Origin of the sequence: Halorientalis pallida (assembly GCF_049605515.1) — an archaeon.
In the GTDB taxonomy this organism is placed as follows: domain Archaea; phylum Halobacteriota; class Halobacteria; order Halobacteriales; family Haloarculaceae; genus Halorientalis; species Halorientalis pallida_A.
In genome coordinates, this window is the sequence record NZ_CP187158.1 from 1203492 (window position 1) to 1218752 (window position 15261).

At 69.5% G+C, this 15261-nt stretch carries 9 protein-coding genes; 6 read left to right on the forward strand and 3 right to left on the reverse strand.

Features of this window, described 5'->3' with window-relative positions:
* Nucleotides 1-51: 51 nt before the first annotated feature.
* Entirely contained in the window at nucleotides 52-1167 is a 1116-nt protein-coding gene (locus ACOZ4N_RS07895; RefSeq protein WP_424019943.1) for an asparagine synthase C-terminal domain-containing protein, read from the reverse strand.
* Nucleotides 1167-1850 (reverse strand): PHP domain-containing protein, encoded by a 684-nt coding sequence (locus ACOZ4N_RS07900; protein WP_424019381.1) that lies wholly within the window; start codon nucleotides 1848-1850, stop codon nucleotides 1167-1169. Before ACOZ4N_RS07900 ends, ACOZ4N_RS07895 begins: the two co-directional genes overlap by 1 nt.
* Nucleotides 1851-2081: 231 nt before the next feature.
* On the opposite strand from ACOZ4N_RS07900, the gene ACOZ4N_RS07905 reads away from it, so the two are divergent.
* On the forward strand, nucleotides 2082-2459 hold the full coding sequence (locus tag ACOZ4N_RS07905; protein WP_424019382.1) for a helix-turn-helix domain-containing protein: 378 nt from the start codon (nucleotides 2082-2084) through the stop codon (nucleotides 2457-2459).
* A complete protein-coding gene (locus ACOZ4N_RS07910) occupies nucleotides 2456-2749 on the forward strand; it encodes a DUF7521 family protein (RefSeq protein WP_424019383.1) in 294 nt (97 codons plus the stop codon). The genes ACOZ4N_RS07905 and ACOZ4N_RS07910 overlap by 4 nt, the downstream gene beginning before the upstream one ends.
* Before the next feature lie 28 nt (nucleotides 2750-2777).
* Here the strand turns inward: ACOZ4N_RS07910 and ACOZ4N_RS07915 are convergent, their stop codons facing one another.
* Complete coding sequence (locus ACOZ4N_RS07915) at nucleotides 2778-3551, reverse strand: SCO family protein (protein WP_424019384.1); 774 nt, start codon at nucleotides 3549-3551, stop codon at nucleotides 2778-2780.
* Nucleotides 3552-3685: 134 nt separating this feature from the next.
* On the opposite strand from ACOZ4N_RS07915, the gene ACOZ4N_RS07920 reads away from it, so the two are divergent.
* From ACOZ4N_RS07920 to ACOZ4N_RS07935, 4 genes are all read left to right on the forward strand, one after another.
* Nucleotides 3686-4123, forward strand: coding sequence for a universal stress protein (locus ACOZ4N_RS07920; RefSeq protein ID WP_424019385.1), 438 nt, complete (start codon nucleotides 3686-3688; stop codon nucleotides 4121-4123).
* 97 nt (nucleotides 4124-4220) lie between these two features.
* Complete coding sequence (locus ACOZ4N_RS07925) at nucleotides 4221-4904, forward strand: halocyanin domain-containing protein (RefSeq protein WP_424019386.1); 684 nt, start codon at nucleotides 4221-4223, stop codon at nucleotides 4902-4904.
* Between the two features lie 68 nt (nucleotides 4905-4972).
* Nucleotides 4973-7327, forward strand: a complete 2355-nt coding sequence (locus tag ACOZ4N_RS07930) for a DEAD/DEAH box helicase (protein WP_424019387.1) — start codon at nucleotides 4973-4975, stop codon at nucleotides 7325-7327.
* A gap of 251 nt (nucleotides 7328-7578) precedes the next feature.
* Nucleotides 7579-15237: a PKD domain-containing protein gene (locus tag ACOZ4N_RS07935; RefSeq protein ID WP_424019388.1), complete on the forward strand. Its 7659-nt coding sequence runs from the start codon at nucleotides 7579-7581 to the stop codon at nucleotides 15235-15237.
* Nucleotides 15238-15261 lie beyond the last annotated feature (24 nt).

Genomic DNA, 15261 nt, shown 5'->3' on the forward strand with positions numbered 1-15261 from the left:
TCCTCTCGCTGTCGCAGTGCCCGACAGCGACGACAACGCGATCACCGACGGTCACTCCACCAGCGACCGGACGTACTTCGTGACGTGATCGTCCATCCGCCGCTTGTAGCCGGCCTGTCGGGCCAATCGGTCGAGTTCCCGGGCCACGAGACTCCCGTACTGGACCGCTTTCTTGTCCCGCCCCGCGACCGCCTCGGGGAGCCACGACTCGGCCGCCCGCCGGAGCGCGACCTTCCGCTCGGCGTCCCCGCGGTCCGCGCCCGGTTCGGGGTCGGCGACGAGCAGGTGCCCTGGGAGCGGGAGCGCCGCGTCGATCACGCGGTCGTCCAGCAACGGCGCGACGGGTTCGACGCCCGCGGCCCGCAGTGCGAGTACGTCCCGCTCCAGCTGGTCGGGCAGGGTGGTCACGACCTCGCGGCGCGCGCCCCGGACCGTCTCGGCGTCGACGCGCGGGTCGTCGGGTGCTTTCGCGACTTTGGCGTAGCCGCCGAACAGTTCGTCGGCACCCTGGCCTACCGCGAGTCGGTCGTAGCCGTCGGCGGCGACCCGTTCGGCCACGAGATAGAGCGGGAGGGCGATCTGCACGTCCATCGCGTTGGTCCGGCCCGTGGCGGCGACGAGTTCGGGCACCGCGCGTTCGAGGTCGTCGTGCGTGAGTTCGACGACCGTGAGGTCGCGATCCATCGCGGCGGCGGCCGAACGGGCGGCCTCCACGTCGTGGCTGTCGGGAAACCCCGCGACGTACAGCGGCGCGTCGAGCCGGGCGGCCAGGATCGCCGAATCCACGCCGCCGGAGAACGCGACCGCGAGGCCCGCCGCGTCGACCGCGGCGGTACTCGCGGCGACCGCCTCCCGCACCACCTCGATTGCCGCCGCGTCGTCGTCGCTCGCGGGCGGGTCCGGCAGCGTCCAGACCTGTTCGTCGCCGTCGGCGGTTCGGGCGTGGCCCGCCGGAACGGGGTCGGGCTCGGTCAGATCTCGGGGGTCGAAACTCCAGGCGGCCGGATCGTCGGCCTCGGAAAAGCAGGGGTACCGACCGAGAACGTCACGAACGAGCCGGGGCGATCCGTCCTCGGCGTCGAGTCGTCCGGCGAATCCGCGGGTCCCGGGCAGTGGGTCGCCACTGTCGAGTGCGGCCCGGACAGTCGCCGGGTCGGCACCGTCGATCATCGCAGATCGGAGAGGCGGCGCGCGACGCGGCGCTTGACCCCGCCAGCGGCCTGCCGGAAGCTGATCCGCCAGGGCGTGCGCTTGCCCTCGACGGTGGTGTGGCCCTCGCGGATAGCGTCGAGGATGGCGTCGACGCTTCGCTCTGCCGCGTCGATACGGGTGACGGCCTGGCCGACCATCTCGCTGATGTGAGCGTCGCTCCCGGCGGTCATGGGCATGCCGTTGCGGCGAGCGAACCGCTCGGCCTGGCGGTTCGACCGGCCCGTCAGCAGGCGCGAGTTGTACACCTCGATGGCGTCGGCGGCCGTCAGCGTCTCCTGTGAGATGTTCGCGAGGACGCCGCTCCGGGACTCCTGGAACGGGTGGGGCACGACGGCGATGCCGCCGAGCCGGCGGATGCGGTCCAGCGTCTCGCCGAAGGAGAGCCCGGGCGGGACCGCTTCCCTGACGCCGAGCGCGAGGACGTGGCCGGCGGCCGTCGAGACTTCCATGCCCGGGATGCCGACGAGGCCGTACTCCTCGGCCTTCTCGACGGCCGCCAGACTGGCCTCGATCTCGTCGTGATCGGTGACGGCCAGCGCGTCCAGTCCGACGGCCTGGGCCTGTCCCAGAAGCAGTTCGATGGGATCACGGCCGTCGTGAGACAGCGACGAGTGGGAGTGCAACTCGGCGGCGAGCACGTCCGTTCATTGACCCGGGCCTGTCAAAAGCGAACCGGTCCGCCAATCGCGTGTCCGCCGACACAGCCGGGACGTGGCGCGGCGGTTTCCGATCCGCTGACACGTCACGGGGTCCACGACACGGCGCTCGAACATGTTCCCTCGAACGGGCGGCCAGAGGCGGACGCACGGCCGCTGTCGGCGGTCGCGTGTCGGAGCGATTATAAGCGTCGCCCGTCCAGATGCGGACACATGGTCCGAGACCCGTTCGCGGACGAGGACCAGCCGGATCTACAGGACGTGCTCGACGCGCTGGACGACCCGAAGTGTCGAGCCATCGTCCGGAACCTCGACGAACCCATGACAGCCGAAGAGATCTCGGAGGTCTGTGACGTTCCCCTCTCGACCACCTACCGGAAACTGGATCTGTTGACCGAGGCGTCCCTGCTCCGGGAGGGCATGGAGATTCGCCCCGACGGGCAACACGCCAGCCAGTACGAGGTGGACTTCGAGGAGGTCGTCGTGGGCCTCGACGACGACCGGGCGTTCGAGGTCGGGATCAGCCGGGTCCCCCGGACCGCGGACGAACGACTGCGCGATCTCTGGTCGGAGGTGCGTAAAGAAACGTGATCGAACTCTATCCCCTCGTCCACCTGCCGACGGTCATCACCGCGCTCAAGACGGTCACGCTCGTGCTGGGCGCGATGATCACGTTCTTCTCGTACAAGGCCTACCGCCGAACCGGCGCGAAACCGCTCGGCTTGCTCGCGTTCGGGTTCGCGGTCGTCACCCTCGGGAGCATCCTGGCCGGCGTGTTCGATCTCGGCCTGGCGCTCCCCCGGGAGTACGCCATCATCGCCGAGACGGGGCTGACGGCGCTTGGCTTCGGCGTCATCGTCTACTCGCTGTACGCCAGGTGAGCGGGGCCGTCGGCAGGCCGGACCGAACTCAGGCCGTTCTGAGCCGATTCATCGCGTCTGGTAGCTCCGCCGCGGCCGTCGAGGTCGCCGCGTCTCCGCGCCAGAACCGTTCGACGTAGCCCTCGGCGTTGACCAGCAGGATCAGCGAGCGGTGCGTGAACATGTAGCCCTCGGAGTCGTTCGGTTCGGACGCGGTCGCCGTCGACGGCGTGGAACTGTCTGCGTCCGTCTCGGTCCCGGTCGAGTCGGTCCCCGTCCCGTTCTCGGGGTACGCTTTCTCGAAGTGGACGCCGAACTGCTCCTGGACGACCGCCTTCGCCCGGGCTTCCGTCTCGGGACGGAGGAACGTCCAGTTGCCGGCGTCGAGCGCGACGTTTCGCTCGTCGGCGTAGGTGCGGAGGCGCTCGGGCGTGTCCCGCGCCGGATCGAACGTGATTTCGGCGAATTCGACGGCGTCGCCCCACCCTTCGTCGAGGGCTTTGCCCTGGGCGGAGACGAGCGCCTGCGTCAACAGCGGACAGGCCGTCATGCAGTTGCTGAAGACGAAGGTTAGCGCGAGCGGTTCGTCGAACCCCCGCGTCGACATCTCACCCTCGCCCAGCGCCCGCGGAAGCGTCGCGGCCGGAATCCGCTGGCCCCACGCCGGGAACCGCACGTCCTCGGGGTCGAACGACATCTCCTGTTTGGGCAGTTTCATATTGGGGTACTCGTCGGCCGAGTCGCCCCCACCGAGGCACCCGGCGACCGCGACCGTTCCCGCCGTCGTACCGAGGGCGGTCCGGAGGTACTGTCGTCTGTCCATTGTGCGGACGTTGCGACTGGACGGAGTAAAGCGTCGCGTTCTCCCGCGGTCGTGTGCGGTGAGCGCACGGACGGCGATTCCCGGAGCCCTGGAATCTCGACGGATACTAATCCGGGCGAGCGCCAAGATGGGGTATGACCGATCACGTGTTGGTCCCGCTCGACGCGTCGCCGCTGTCCGAACGCGCACTGGAGTTCGCCCTCGACGAGTACGCCGACGACGCGACGATCACCGTCCTGCACGTCCTGGATTTCGTCGAGGCGGGCTACGGCGCACCGATGGAGGCCTCGCTCCCGGGCTACTGGGAGGACTGGTACGAGAGCGAGGAGGCGAACGCCGAACAGTTGTTCGAGGACGCACAGGCGACCGCCGACGAGTACGGCGTCACCCTGGAGACGGAGACGACGCTGGGCAAGCCGGCCCGGAGCATCGTCGAGTTCGCCGACACCGAACCCGTCGATCACGTCGTCATGGGGAGCCACGGCCGCTCGGGCGTCTCCCGGATCTTGCTGGGTAGCGTCGCCGAGACGGTACTCAGACGGGCGCACTGTCCCGTCACGATCATCCGCTGAGGCCCGCTCGCCCCGACTTTTCGGGAAGTGTGAAACGGGTTCCCAACCCCTGTCACGTTTAGTCGGGCTTATACAGGATGGTGAAAAACCGACGGGTATGGAGACAGAACGTTCGAGCGAATCCGACGGGTCGACGGCCAGTCGTCGCGGCTTTCTGCGGACTGCGGCGACGGGCGCGGCGGCCGCGGGCGTCGCGGCCGGTGCGTCCGGCACGGCGACGGCACAGGAAGGGACGGAGTCCGGCGGGCCGACGTTCGACGGCTGGTTGTCGGACACGACCAACTACGACGGCGAAGTCGTCGACATGACGGGCGAGGACGCGGTCACCATCGGGGTCGGCGGCGACGGCCTCGTGTTCGATCCGCCCGCAGTACAGGTCGATCCCGGGACGACGGTCACCTGGGAGTGGCAGGGCGGCCGCCACAACGTCGTCGGCGAGAACCGCGACTTCGACAGCGGCGAACCGACGAGCGAGACCGGGACGACCTTCGAGCAGACCTTCGAAGAAGAAGGCGTCGTCAAGTACCTCTGTGAGCCCCACGCCGGCGTCATGCAGGGCGTCGTCGTCGTGGGCGAGGCGGCCATGGGCGGCGAGCACGGTGGCGGCGAACACGGCGGCGGCAAACTCGTCCTGACGGACGGCCTGCTGGCGATGGGCGTCGCCATCGTGCTGGGCGTCCTCTCGCCGATCCTGTTCGCGATCCACCTCTCGCTCAACAGCGACAAACTCGGCGGCGGCGGCAACTCCGGCGACGGCGACCTCAAGCGGATCGACTCCTGAGGGTCGACTCCGCCCCCGGACCGCACCGGCGACGAAACAGTTAGCACCGTCGCCCCGTAAGCCGGGCCGTGGACGAGACGATCCGCTGGCTCCGCGACCGCCCCTACTACGACGGGCAGCTCACCCACCACGAGACGGTCCCCGGACACGACGCGACCTTCGCCGATCTGGACCTCCCGGATCGCCTGGCCACCGCGCTCGAAAAGCAGGGAATCGAGCGGCTGTACGGCCACCAGGCGGCCGCGGTCGAGCGCGTCCGCGACGGCGACGACGTGGTGCTGGCGACCGACACCGCCAGCGGCAAGAGTCTGGCCTACACCGTCCCCGCCTTCGAGCGCGCCCTCGATCACACCGGCTGTACCCTCTATATCGCCCCGCAGGTCGCGCTCATCGAGGACCAGACCGACGCCCTCCAGGACCTCGCACGCGGCCTCGGCTTCGGCAGTCGCGTCACCGTCGCCCAGTACACCGGCCGCCAGTCCAAATCCGAGAAGCGAGATATTCGCGAGCGCCAGCCCACGGTCCTGCTCACGACGCCGGACATGCTCCACTACGGCATCCTGCCCCACAGCCACCGCCTGTGGGAGTGGTTCTTCGAGCGCCTGGAGACCGTCGTGATCGACGAGGTCCACGAGTACCGCGGCGTGTTCGGCAGTCAGGTGGGGCTCGTGATGCGTCGACTCAACCGCGTCTGCGAGCGGTTCGACTCGTCGCCGCAGTACGTCTGCTGTTCGGCGACCATCGGCAACCCGGTCGAACACGCCGCGACCGTGACGGGCCGGCCCGAGTCCTCGTTCGCGGCGCTCACCGACGACGAGAGCGCCACGGGGCCGACCCACTGGCTGTTCTGGAACCCGCCCGAATACGAAGACAAGGAGGGCTGGGGCGGCGGCCGCCGGAAGTCCAGTCACACCGAGACGAAACGGCTGTTCGTCGACCTCGTGAGCCGTGGCTTCCAGACGGTCGTCTTCACCCGCTCGCGCCAGACCGCCGAGCGCTACGCCACCGAGAGCGCCGACGAGTTGCGCCGGCGGGGCGACCGCGACGCCGCCGAGACGGTGACGGCGTACCAGGCGGCGCTGACGAACGAACGCCGTCGGTCGGTCGAGGACGGGCTCCAGTCCGGCGAGATCCGGGGCGTCTGGAGCACGAACGCGCTCGAACTCGGCGTGGACATCGGCGGCCTCGACGCCGTCGTCCTCGACGGCTACCCCGGGACGCGGATGCAGGCCTTCCAGCAGGCCGGCCGGGCCGGACGGGGCACCGATCCGAGCCTCGTCGTCCTCGTCGGCGGCGAGGACCAGCTGGATCAGTACTTCATGCGGAATCCGACCGAGTTCTTCGATGCGGAGCCGGAGCGAGCCATCTCGAACCCGGAGAACCGCCAGCTCATGCCCGGGCACGTCCGCTCGGCGGCCCGCGAGACCTGGCTGACGCCGACGGACGACCGCCACTTCGGGCCGGAGTTCCCCGAAGTCGTGGCCGAGTTGACCGACACGGGCGACCTCGACCGGCGGGAGACGGACGCCGGCATCCGCTGGCTCTACGACGCCGACGGGAGCCCCCAGCACGAGATGAGCCTCCGGACCATCGACGACCAGCAGGTCCAGTTGCGTGACCGTTCCAGCGGCGACACCGTCGCGAAACTCCCCTTCGGCGACGCCCTGCGCGACGCCCACCCCGGCGCGATCTACCACCACCAGGGCCGGACCTACGAGGTGGTCGACCTGGACCTCGATCTGGGCGTGGCCGAACTCTCACGGACCCACGCCGACTACTACACGAAGGTCCTCCACGACAAGACGATCACTGTCGAGGACGACCACGACGAGCGACCGATGCCCGGGCGCGAGGACAGCCGACTCCGGCTGGCCGACGTGACCATGCGCAAGCAGATCACGGGCTACGAGCGCCGGGACGGCTCCAGCGGCGAACCCCTGGGACGGTTCGCACTCGACCTGCCCGAGACCACCCTGGAGACCCGGGCCTTCTACTTCACCGTCCCCGAGCCGGTCGAGGCGGCGATGCGGGAGCGGGCGAGCGAACGGAGCGAGACCGGCGACACCGACGAGGCGTTCGGGGGCGGCATCCACGCCGCCGAACACGCGATGATCGCGATGATGCCCGCGGAGTTGCTCTGTGACCGCCGGGACGTGGGCGGCCTGTCGACGCCCCTGCATCCCCACACCGACCAGTCCACGATTTTCGTCTACGACGGCTACCCCGGCGGCGTCGGCCTGACCGAACGCGCCTACGCCGACATCGGATCGCTCGTGTCGACGACCCGCCGGATGGTCGCCTCCTGTGACTGCGCCGACGGCTGTCCGGCCTGCGTCCAGTCGCCCCACTGCGGGAACGCAAACGACCCGCTGGACAAGGACCTGGCGCTGGACCTGCTCCGGGAACTGGACGAGGACGGATGACCGCCCGTCGCTGGACGGCGAACCCGTCGACTGCGTGGGGATAGCCCATCACCCGACCGACCAATCCGGCACGCCGTTTTCCACTGTTCGGCGATGGGGTCCACGACCGGCACGACCCCGAGCAGATCGGCTGACGTCCCGAATCTCGGTCCTGTCGAGACGGAAATATACACGACCCAGGATGTCTGTTGTAACCGTAAGTTCAGTAGATTTATACTATACCAGCGGTCAGAAAAATTAAAACCAGAGGTATGGATCGGCAGTGGGGTCAGGGTCCCGGTGGGACGGGACCAGCGGGTGGACAGACGTACAGATCGGACGGAACGCACGCCCGGGTGACGGTCCGCGGGCTGGTCGGACGGCTGGTCTTTTTCACGGTATTGCTGTCGCTGGTGACTGCACCGGTGGTCGGGACACTCGGTGTCGGAGCGACGGTACCCGCCACGGCCGCGGCGGACGACGACTACTTCGAGGGCGGCGGTGGTGGCGGTGGCGGCGGCAACCAGACGAGCGGGGACGGCGGCGGGACGACGAACGACACGGAGCAGAACGAAAGCGGTCCGACCTCTGATCCGCCGACGGCCGACTACATCGCGTCGCGGACGCAGGTGACGGTCGGCGAGACGATTCGGTTCGACGCGTCGGGGTCGAGCGACGACGGCTCCATCGTGAGTTACGAGTGGGACTTCGGCGACGGGTCGACCGCGACCGGCGAGACGGTGGCCTACGCCTACGACGAGCCCGGTACCTACGGGGCAAGCGTGACGGTGACCGACGACGAGGGACAGACGGACACGCTGGTCGGGACCATCTGGATCGAGCCTCCGCAGGACGAGAACGGTGACGGCGGGTCGGACCCGGCCAACGGGTCGGACGGCACGGACGACACCGGCGACACGAACACGACGGACTGTGTGGAGGTGCCCGACGGCGTGGCCCCGGCACCGGGTGTCGACGCCGATCCGTGTCCGACACCGAACCCGCCGACGGCCGTCGCCAGTGCCTCGGCGACCACCGTCACCGTCGGTGAGGAGGTCACGTTCGACGGCTCCGATTCGACGGACAACGGCACCATCGAGAACTACGGCTGGACGTTCGGCGACGGTGAGGGTGCGACCGGCGTCGAGGTCAGTCACGCATACGGTACCCCGGATACCTACGTGGCCGAACTGATCGTCACCGACGATCAGGGACTCACCAACTCGACGACAGTGGAGATCACCGTCACCGACAGCGCCGATGGGGGCGACGGCTCGTCGGGCACGAACGGAACGGACGCCGGCAACGGGACCGACGAGACGGTTCCGTACAACGTGACCCAGTACAGTTTCGCGGTGGGACCGGTCGGCCTGTTCGGGGCCAGCGCCGAGATCGACGAACAGCCGCCACAGTCCTACGAGTGGACGTTCCACGACGGGACGACGAAGACCGGATCCGAGGTGCGGTACACCTACGACGGACCCGGGAGCTACGACTACGATCTGACGGTGACCGGTGTCGGCGGTACCGTCAAGACCTTCGACGGGTCGATCACGGTCGAGTCGGCGAACGCGACCGAGTACTGTGGACGGTTCGAGCGGGCGGCCGCGAACCGCTCGCTCCCGGAGTCGTCGCTGCTGCCCCTGGATCGGATCGCGTCGGTCTGTGAGGACGTGGACACGGGCGGCGGATCCGGAAACGGCGACGAGTCGACGAACGAGACCGATGGGACGAACGGGTCGAGTGACGGGACCAGCGACGGACCGACGGTCGACGCGGAGGATCCCGAGTCCATCAGCTACGGCGAGACGGTGGTCGGTCGGCTGGACGGGAGCGACCGGAAGACCACCCGCGGCTACAACGATTACGTGGAGTTCCAGGGGTCGGCGGGTGACCGGATCCGGATCACGCTGGAAGCACTCACCCCGACCGACGACTCGCCGTTCATCGAGGTCCGGCCCGGTGCAGACGGTGGCCTCGGCTGGGTCGGTCGGAGTGGGTTCGGCAACGACCCCGCGACGATGACGGCGACGCTCGAACAGAACGGCACCTTCAGCATCGACGTGGGGAGCGAGACGTACTACGACCGGACCGACGCCGTGAACCTCTCCGATCAGTCGTTCACCTATCGGTTGACGCTGGAACGCACGAACGGCCCGTCCGACGGCGACGGCACCGACGGCGACGGCACCGACGGCGACGACACGGAGTGTGTCGAGGCACCCGACGGCGTGACCGCGCCCGACGGCGTCGACACGGACTGTCCCACGCCGAATCCACCGAGTGCGGTCCTCGCCGTGTCGGCGACGGACGTGACCGTCGGCGAGGAACTCACGTTCTACGGGTCCGACTCGACGGACAACGGCACCATCGAGAGTTACGACTGGTCGTTCGGAGACGGCGAGCGTGGCGACGGCGAGACGGTCACACACGCGTTCGAGGACCCCGGAACCTACACCGTCGAACTCACCGTCACCGACGATCAGGGGCTGACGAACGCGACGACCACCACGGTCGAAGTCGGTGAGGAAGGGACGGACGCGTTCACCGTCGATCCCGAGAACGCGACGGTCGACGTGCCGGTGACGTTCGCGGCCGACCCGGCGGCCCCGGACTCGGTCGGCAGCTACGCCTGGGCGTTCGGGGACGGGTCGGTCGGGAACGGCGAGACGACGACACACACCTACGACGAGTCCGGCGAGTACACGGTCGAGTTGACGATAACCTACCGCCAGGGCTTCGAAGAAACGTTCTCGCGGACGGTGAACGTCTCGGCACCCGACACGCGACTCGTCGTCGACGAGGACGGTGGGTCGGACGTGTACCACGCCATCGAACCGGCCGTGGAGAACGCCTCCGACGGCGACCGAATCGTCGTGAAAGCCGGCCGGTACGACGGTGGCATCACGGTCGGGAAGAACGTCACGCTGGTCGGGACGGACGAGCCGACGGTGGGCGCTGGCTCCGGCACCACCGACGTGGCCTTCCGGATTCCGGCGGGGAGCGAGGCGGCACCCACGATCCGCGGCTTCGCGTTCGAGGGCATCACGGCGCTGGACGCGACGGGAACCGACGACGACTGGACGCTGACGGACGCGACGATATCGAGCGTTGACGATCACCCGGTCGAGGCACGCGACGCCGACGGCGACTGGACCATCAGCGGCGTGACGGTCACCGACGGCGGCCGCCTCGAAGTCTCGGGGTCGGACGGAGCGTGGACGATCACGGACGCGCGACTCGACGGCACCGAGGGGATCGCCGCGAACGCGGCCGACGGCGACTGGACGATCAGCGACACGACGGTCGAGTCCGGGTCGGCGACCGCCATCGACGCGGCGGGGACCGACGGCGGCTGGGAGATCAGCGACGTGGTGATCCGGGACCACGAGGACGGGATCGACGTGCGCGAGACCGGTGGCTTCGGACGGATCGTGGAGACAGCCGTCACCGGCACTGCTGGCGCAGGGATCGCGGCGAGCCAGTCCAGCGGTCGGCTCCGCATCCTCGACGCGCGGATCTCGGAGAACGGCGGTCCCGGACTCGTCCTCCGGGACGTGGCCGACGAGTCCAGCGGGAGCGTCCCACCGGGACTTGGCGGCACACAGAACCCGACCGACTGGGAAGTCCTCGACACGCGGGTTCGGGACAACGCCGGTCGGGGGATCGCGGCGGCCAGACTGGGCGGGAACGCACGGTTCGAGAACGTAACTGTCGTCGGGAACGGCAACGACGGGCTCTCGCTGGTGGAAGCCACGGGCGGCTGGCTGGTCACCGACTCGTCGGTCCGGGCCAACGACGCCGCAGGTGTCGATGCCGCGGCGACGACCGGTGCCTGGTCGGTGCAGGTGAGCAACGTCAGCGCGAACGGGATCGGTGTCCTCGCGACCGACGCGACCGACGAGTGGTTCGTCACCGACAGCGTGGTCGAGGGCAACGCCGGTGCGGGGGTCAAAGCGACCGGGACCGCGGGCGACTGGCAGGTCGTCGACACGTCGGTCAGCCGGAACGGCGACGGCGTGGTCGCGCCCCGGAGTACCGGCGACTGGACGGTCGACAACGCGACCGTCGAGTTCAACGACGGCGCGGGAATCGACGCCGGCGACGCCGACGGCAACTGGTCGGTCGAGGGAACGACCGATCTGACGAACAACGGTCTCGTCGCGACTGGCACGACCGGCCGGTGGGCGGTCCACCGGACGAACCTGGTGGCGGGCGCGACGATCGACGCGACGCGGGCCGATCCACGCGGGAACGCCCGCCGGAACTGGTGGGGAACGCCGCGAGGGCCAGGAGCGTTCGACGGCTGTCTCGGCAACGTCACCTGCCGGAACCCGCTCGGCGAACCGGCGAGCGAGGACGCCATCGGTATCTCGGTCGACGTGAACAACGGAACCGACGACCGGCCGTTCGCGGGCGTGAAGGTCTACCTCTACGAGAGCGAGGAACTGACGGGCGGTGCCGATCCGCTCACCACTGCTGACCTGCTCGAGTGGTACGACGGGCTCGAGTATTACGACGAGCGGACGGGAGAGATTAGAACCTTCCGCGCCTTGACCGAGTACACGCAGTATCCGCGGACACTCCCCGGCGGGCCGGACGGGAACTTCTACCGCACCGGGCCGGAGGGCCTGGTTCGGCTAACCGACCTGACGGCGGGCGAGTACTGCCTGCTGGTCGCGCCGCCGGATTACAGCCCGCGGAACGTCCGGACCGAGTGTGTCACGGTGTCCGGAAGTGCCGTCGAGGACGTGACGGTCACGCACACGAACGACACCAGCCTCGATCACCTGTCCGACGACCTCTACCGGATCGAGCGTGGGTCGCTCGGCAAGATCGGCGAGACCGGTCGGCTCGCGACCAACGCCTACCTCAATACTGGCGAGGTGCTGGCCGGGAAGAAACCGGTGACGCTGAAAAACACCATCGGCTCGATCCGGGCCGGGATGGAAGAAGCGGCGCTGGCATCGGCAAAGCGGGGCGCCAATCCCAAGGCCGCGGCCAAGGAGGCGGTGACGACGTTCGCGACCGAACTGGCAAAGAGCGCGCTCGTCAGGGCGACGCGCAACCAGATCAAGCGCCTCTACGGGGAGTGGGCGTTCGCCGCCGCACAGCGCTCCGACGCCGAGCGGTACGCCGCCTACGCCGGGACGCTCAGCGAGACGGAGTGGATGACGGACTTCCGCTACGCGCCCGGGAAGGCCGGAAAGGCGGGCGCCGCCTTCGACAGCATCTCACACGTCGCCGACGCGAAACAGCAGGTCTACAACAACCACGAACGGACCGAACTGATCCGGCGGGGTGAGGGGGTGCCCGAGCGCCCGCCCGAGTCGTTCGACCCGGCGGCGGTCGGAGACGTCGTGCAGACTCAAAAGCGTGCGGTGACGGGCCAGTGGCTCACGCAGGGCCTCGTCGTGACGCCGAACGGTGACGTGTACTCGATCAACAAGACCAGCGGGGCACGCCAGGCACACAAGCGGGCCTATCGGAAGTTCAAGGGCTCCAGTGGGGCCAAGAAGCTCTCGTCGTTCGTCGGCAAGGTCGGCAGCGTCATCTCGACCGGGAGTGCCGCCCACGGGAACGCACTCGGGGTCGTCGTCGGGTCCGGCGTGGAGGCGGTCGGTGCCGGCGGCGAGGTCCTGTTCGGCGTCAAGACGGAACTCGCCCGCTACGAGACGGTGAAACGGAACGTCCGGACGCAGTTGTACGCGCTCCACGACATCGAGAACGTCGGGATGATCAACCGAGACATCGCGGACTGGCTCGAAACCGAGTACCGGAATCCCTCGGTCGGGAACGTCTCCGGCGAGATCGTCGACAGTCCGGAGTTCGAGGAGAACGGGTACGGCGTCAACGTCGTGAAGGCGAACCGCCCCAGAGACACGGGCTTTACCGACACCCGGACGCGCTACGTGGACGAGCGACCGGTCGCGATAACGAACACCGGCGAGGCAGCCGTGCCGACGCGCGTCGTCGTGGCCGGCTCCTACCACTCGGAGCAGGGCGAGGGGTCGCGTGGCCTCTACGGCGAGGCGACGACGGTCCCGGAGCCCAGCGAGGACGCGCTGACCCTCCAGCCGGGCGAGACGGTTCGCCGGGACGCGACGGTCACCATCGGCGAACCCGAGACCGATCCGCTCCGGGTCCACTTCGTCCACACCATGCTCGTCATGGAGGGCAAACAGGTCGATCACGAGACCGACTGGACGTTCGTCAACATATCCACCACGGACTGTGCGAACTACAAGACGAGCGCCAGCGAGGGGCCCTACGGCGAGCCCTGCACGGTCGACCCGGACAAGCGGCTGGGCTACGACTTCACCGAGATCGACGGCGACGACGGCCCGCCGAGTCAGCCCGCCAGTGGACCGGACGTCTCCGCCGGCGCGGGACTGGCCGCGACGGGTGGGACCGCCGACCGGATGCGGACGCCCGACGCCGTGTACACGACCGCCGAGTCGGTGCCCGGCCGGGCGATGACTCGCCAGGCGTTCGGCGAGCAACAACCGCGCGTGCGGACGCTGGTCGACACCGAACTCGGTCCGCAGGGATCGGCGGCGGCCAGTCTGACGACCGGCGAGGACACCGACAGCCTGACGCTCGTGCTGATCGGCCCACCGGACGCCGACACCGGGCTCTCGGTGACCGACGGCGCTGGCCGAACCACTGACGGGACGACGGCGGCGATTCCCGACTCCCGGTACGGGGACGGCGGCGTCGTCAACCGCGTCCGGATCGAGAACGCGAGCGGGCTGGAACTCTCGGTCACGGCGAGTGCCAACGCGCGGGGTCGCGAGGGGGCCGTCCCGGTCGAAGTCATCGCTATCGAGACGCCCGAGCGCCCGGCGATGATGGGCGTGATCCCGTCGGCGGTCGACGTGTCGGCCACGCCCGGCAGCGAGCGGTCGGCGGCGCTCGACATCGCCGAAGTCGGCGGCCAGCGAGCCATCGCAGACCCGACGGTGACCGTCGGGAACCTGACGAACGGTGCCGGTGTGGAACTGCCGGCTGACGCGGTGACGCTCGACGGAATCGAGCGCGTGCCCGCGGGCGAGACGGTGACCGCGAACCTCACCGTCGACCTGCCCGCGACCGTCGATCTGCCCGCCGACGACGCCACGCGGTTCACCGGGACGGTCAACGTCAGCGCCGAGACCGCCGGTTCGGTCGAGACCGGCCTGTCGGTCCTGGCGCTGGACACGTCGGTCGCGAACGCGAGCCTCGTGGCGGCCGACCGAACGGTCACGGGCGTCCACCTCGACGCGGCCGGGACCGGGCAGGCGTCGGTCACCGGCACCCCGGTCGCCGGGTACGACGCCACGGTCCAGGGCACCGGTAACGCGACGGTCCGACTCCCCGGCACCGCCGGCAACGCAACCGCCTACGCCGTGGGCGGTGGCACTCCGACGGCACTGGACACGAGCAGCAGGCGCGGCAACCTCTCGGTGACGCTCCCTGCGGGCGACTACCGGATCGTCGTGGCCGCGACCGACACCACCGGCGGTCCCGACGGAAGCGACGCCGGCGAGGGTGACAGCGGGACCGGTGGCGACGACGGGGCCGGGAGTAGCGACGGCGGCGAGAGTGCGGGTACCGGCCCCAGCGGCATCGACGGGCCGGTCGACATCGACGCCGACGGTCCCGGGGTCGTCACGACCACCGACGACGGAACGGCCGACGGCGAGGGGTCCGAGACGGAGACGACGACGCGCCCGGTGACGACGGACGAGCCCGAACCGCCGGCCACGACCGCCCCACCCACCGCGTCACCGGACCCGGTGACCCCGCCGACCGGTGGGGCGGACGAACCGGCCGACGACCCGGGCGCGACCGAGACGACCACCGCGGACGGCCCCGGCTTCGGACTCGTCGTCACGCTGGTGGCGCTGATCGGCTCGCTGGCACTCACGGCTCGCAGACGGCGGGAGTGAACGCACCGCGGCCCCAGCCGCCGC

Excerpts from the sequence above, each read along its gene's own strand:
- ACOZ4N_RS07905 (WP_424019382.1), top strand. The coding sequence starts at position 2,082 with ATGGTCCGAGACCCGTTCGCGGACGAGGACCAGCCGGATCTACAGGAC.
- ACOZ4N_RS07915 (WP_424019384.1), bottom strand. The coding sequence starts at position 3,551 with ATGGACAGACGACAGTACCTCCGGACCGCCCTCGGTACGACGGCGGGA.
- ACOZ4N_RS07920 (WP_424019385.1), top strand. The coding sequence starts at position 3,686 with ATGACCGATCACGTGTTGGTCCCGCTCGACGCGTCGCCGCTGTCCGAA.
- ACOZ4N_RS07925 (WP_424019386.1), top strand. The coding sequence starts at position 4,221 with ATGGAGACAGAACGTTCGAGCGAATCCGACGGGTCGACGGCCAGTCGT.
- ACOZ4N_RS07935 (WP_424019388.1), top strand. The coding sequence starts at position 7,579 with ATGGATCGGCAGTGGGGTCAGGGTCCCGGTGGGACGGGACCAGCGGGT.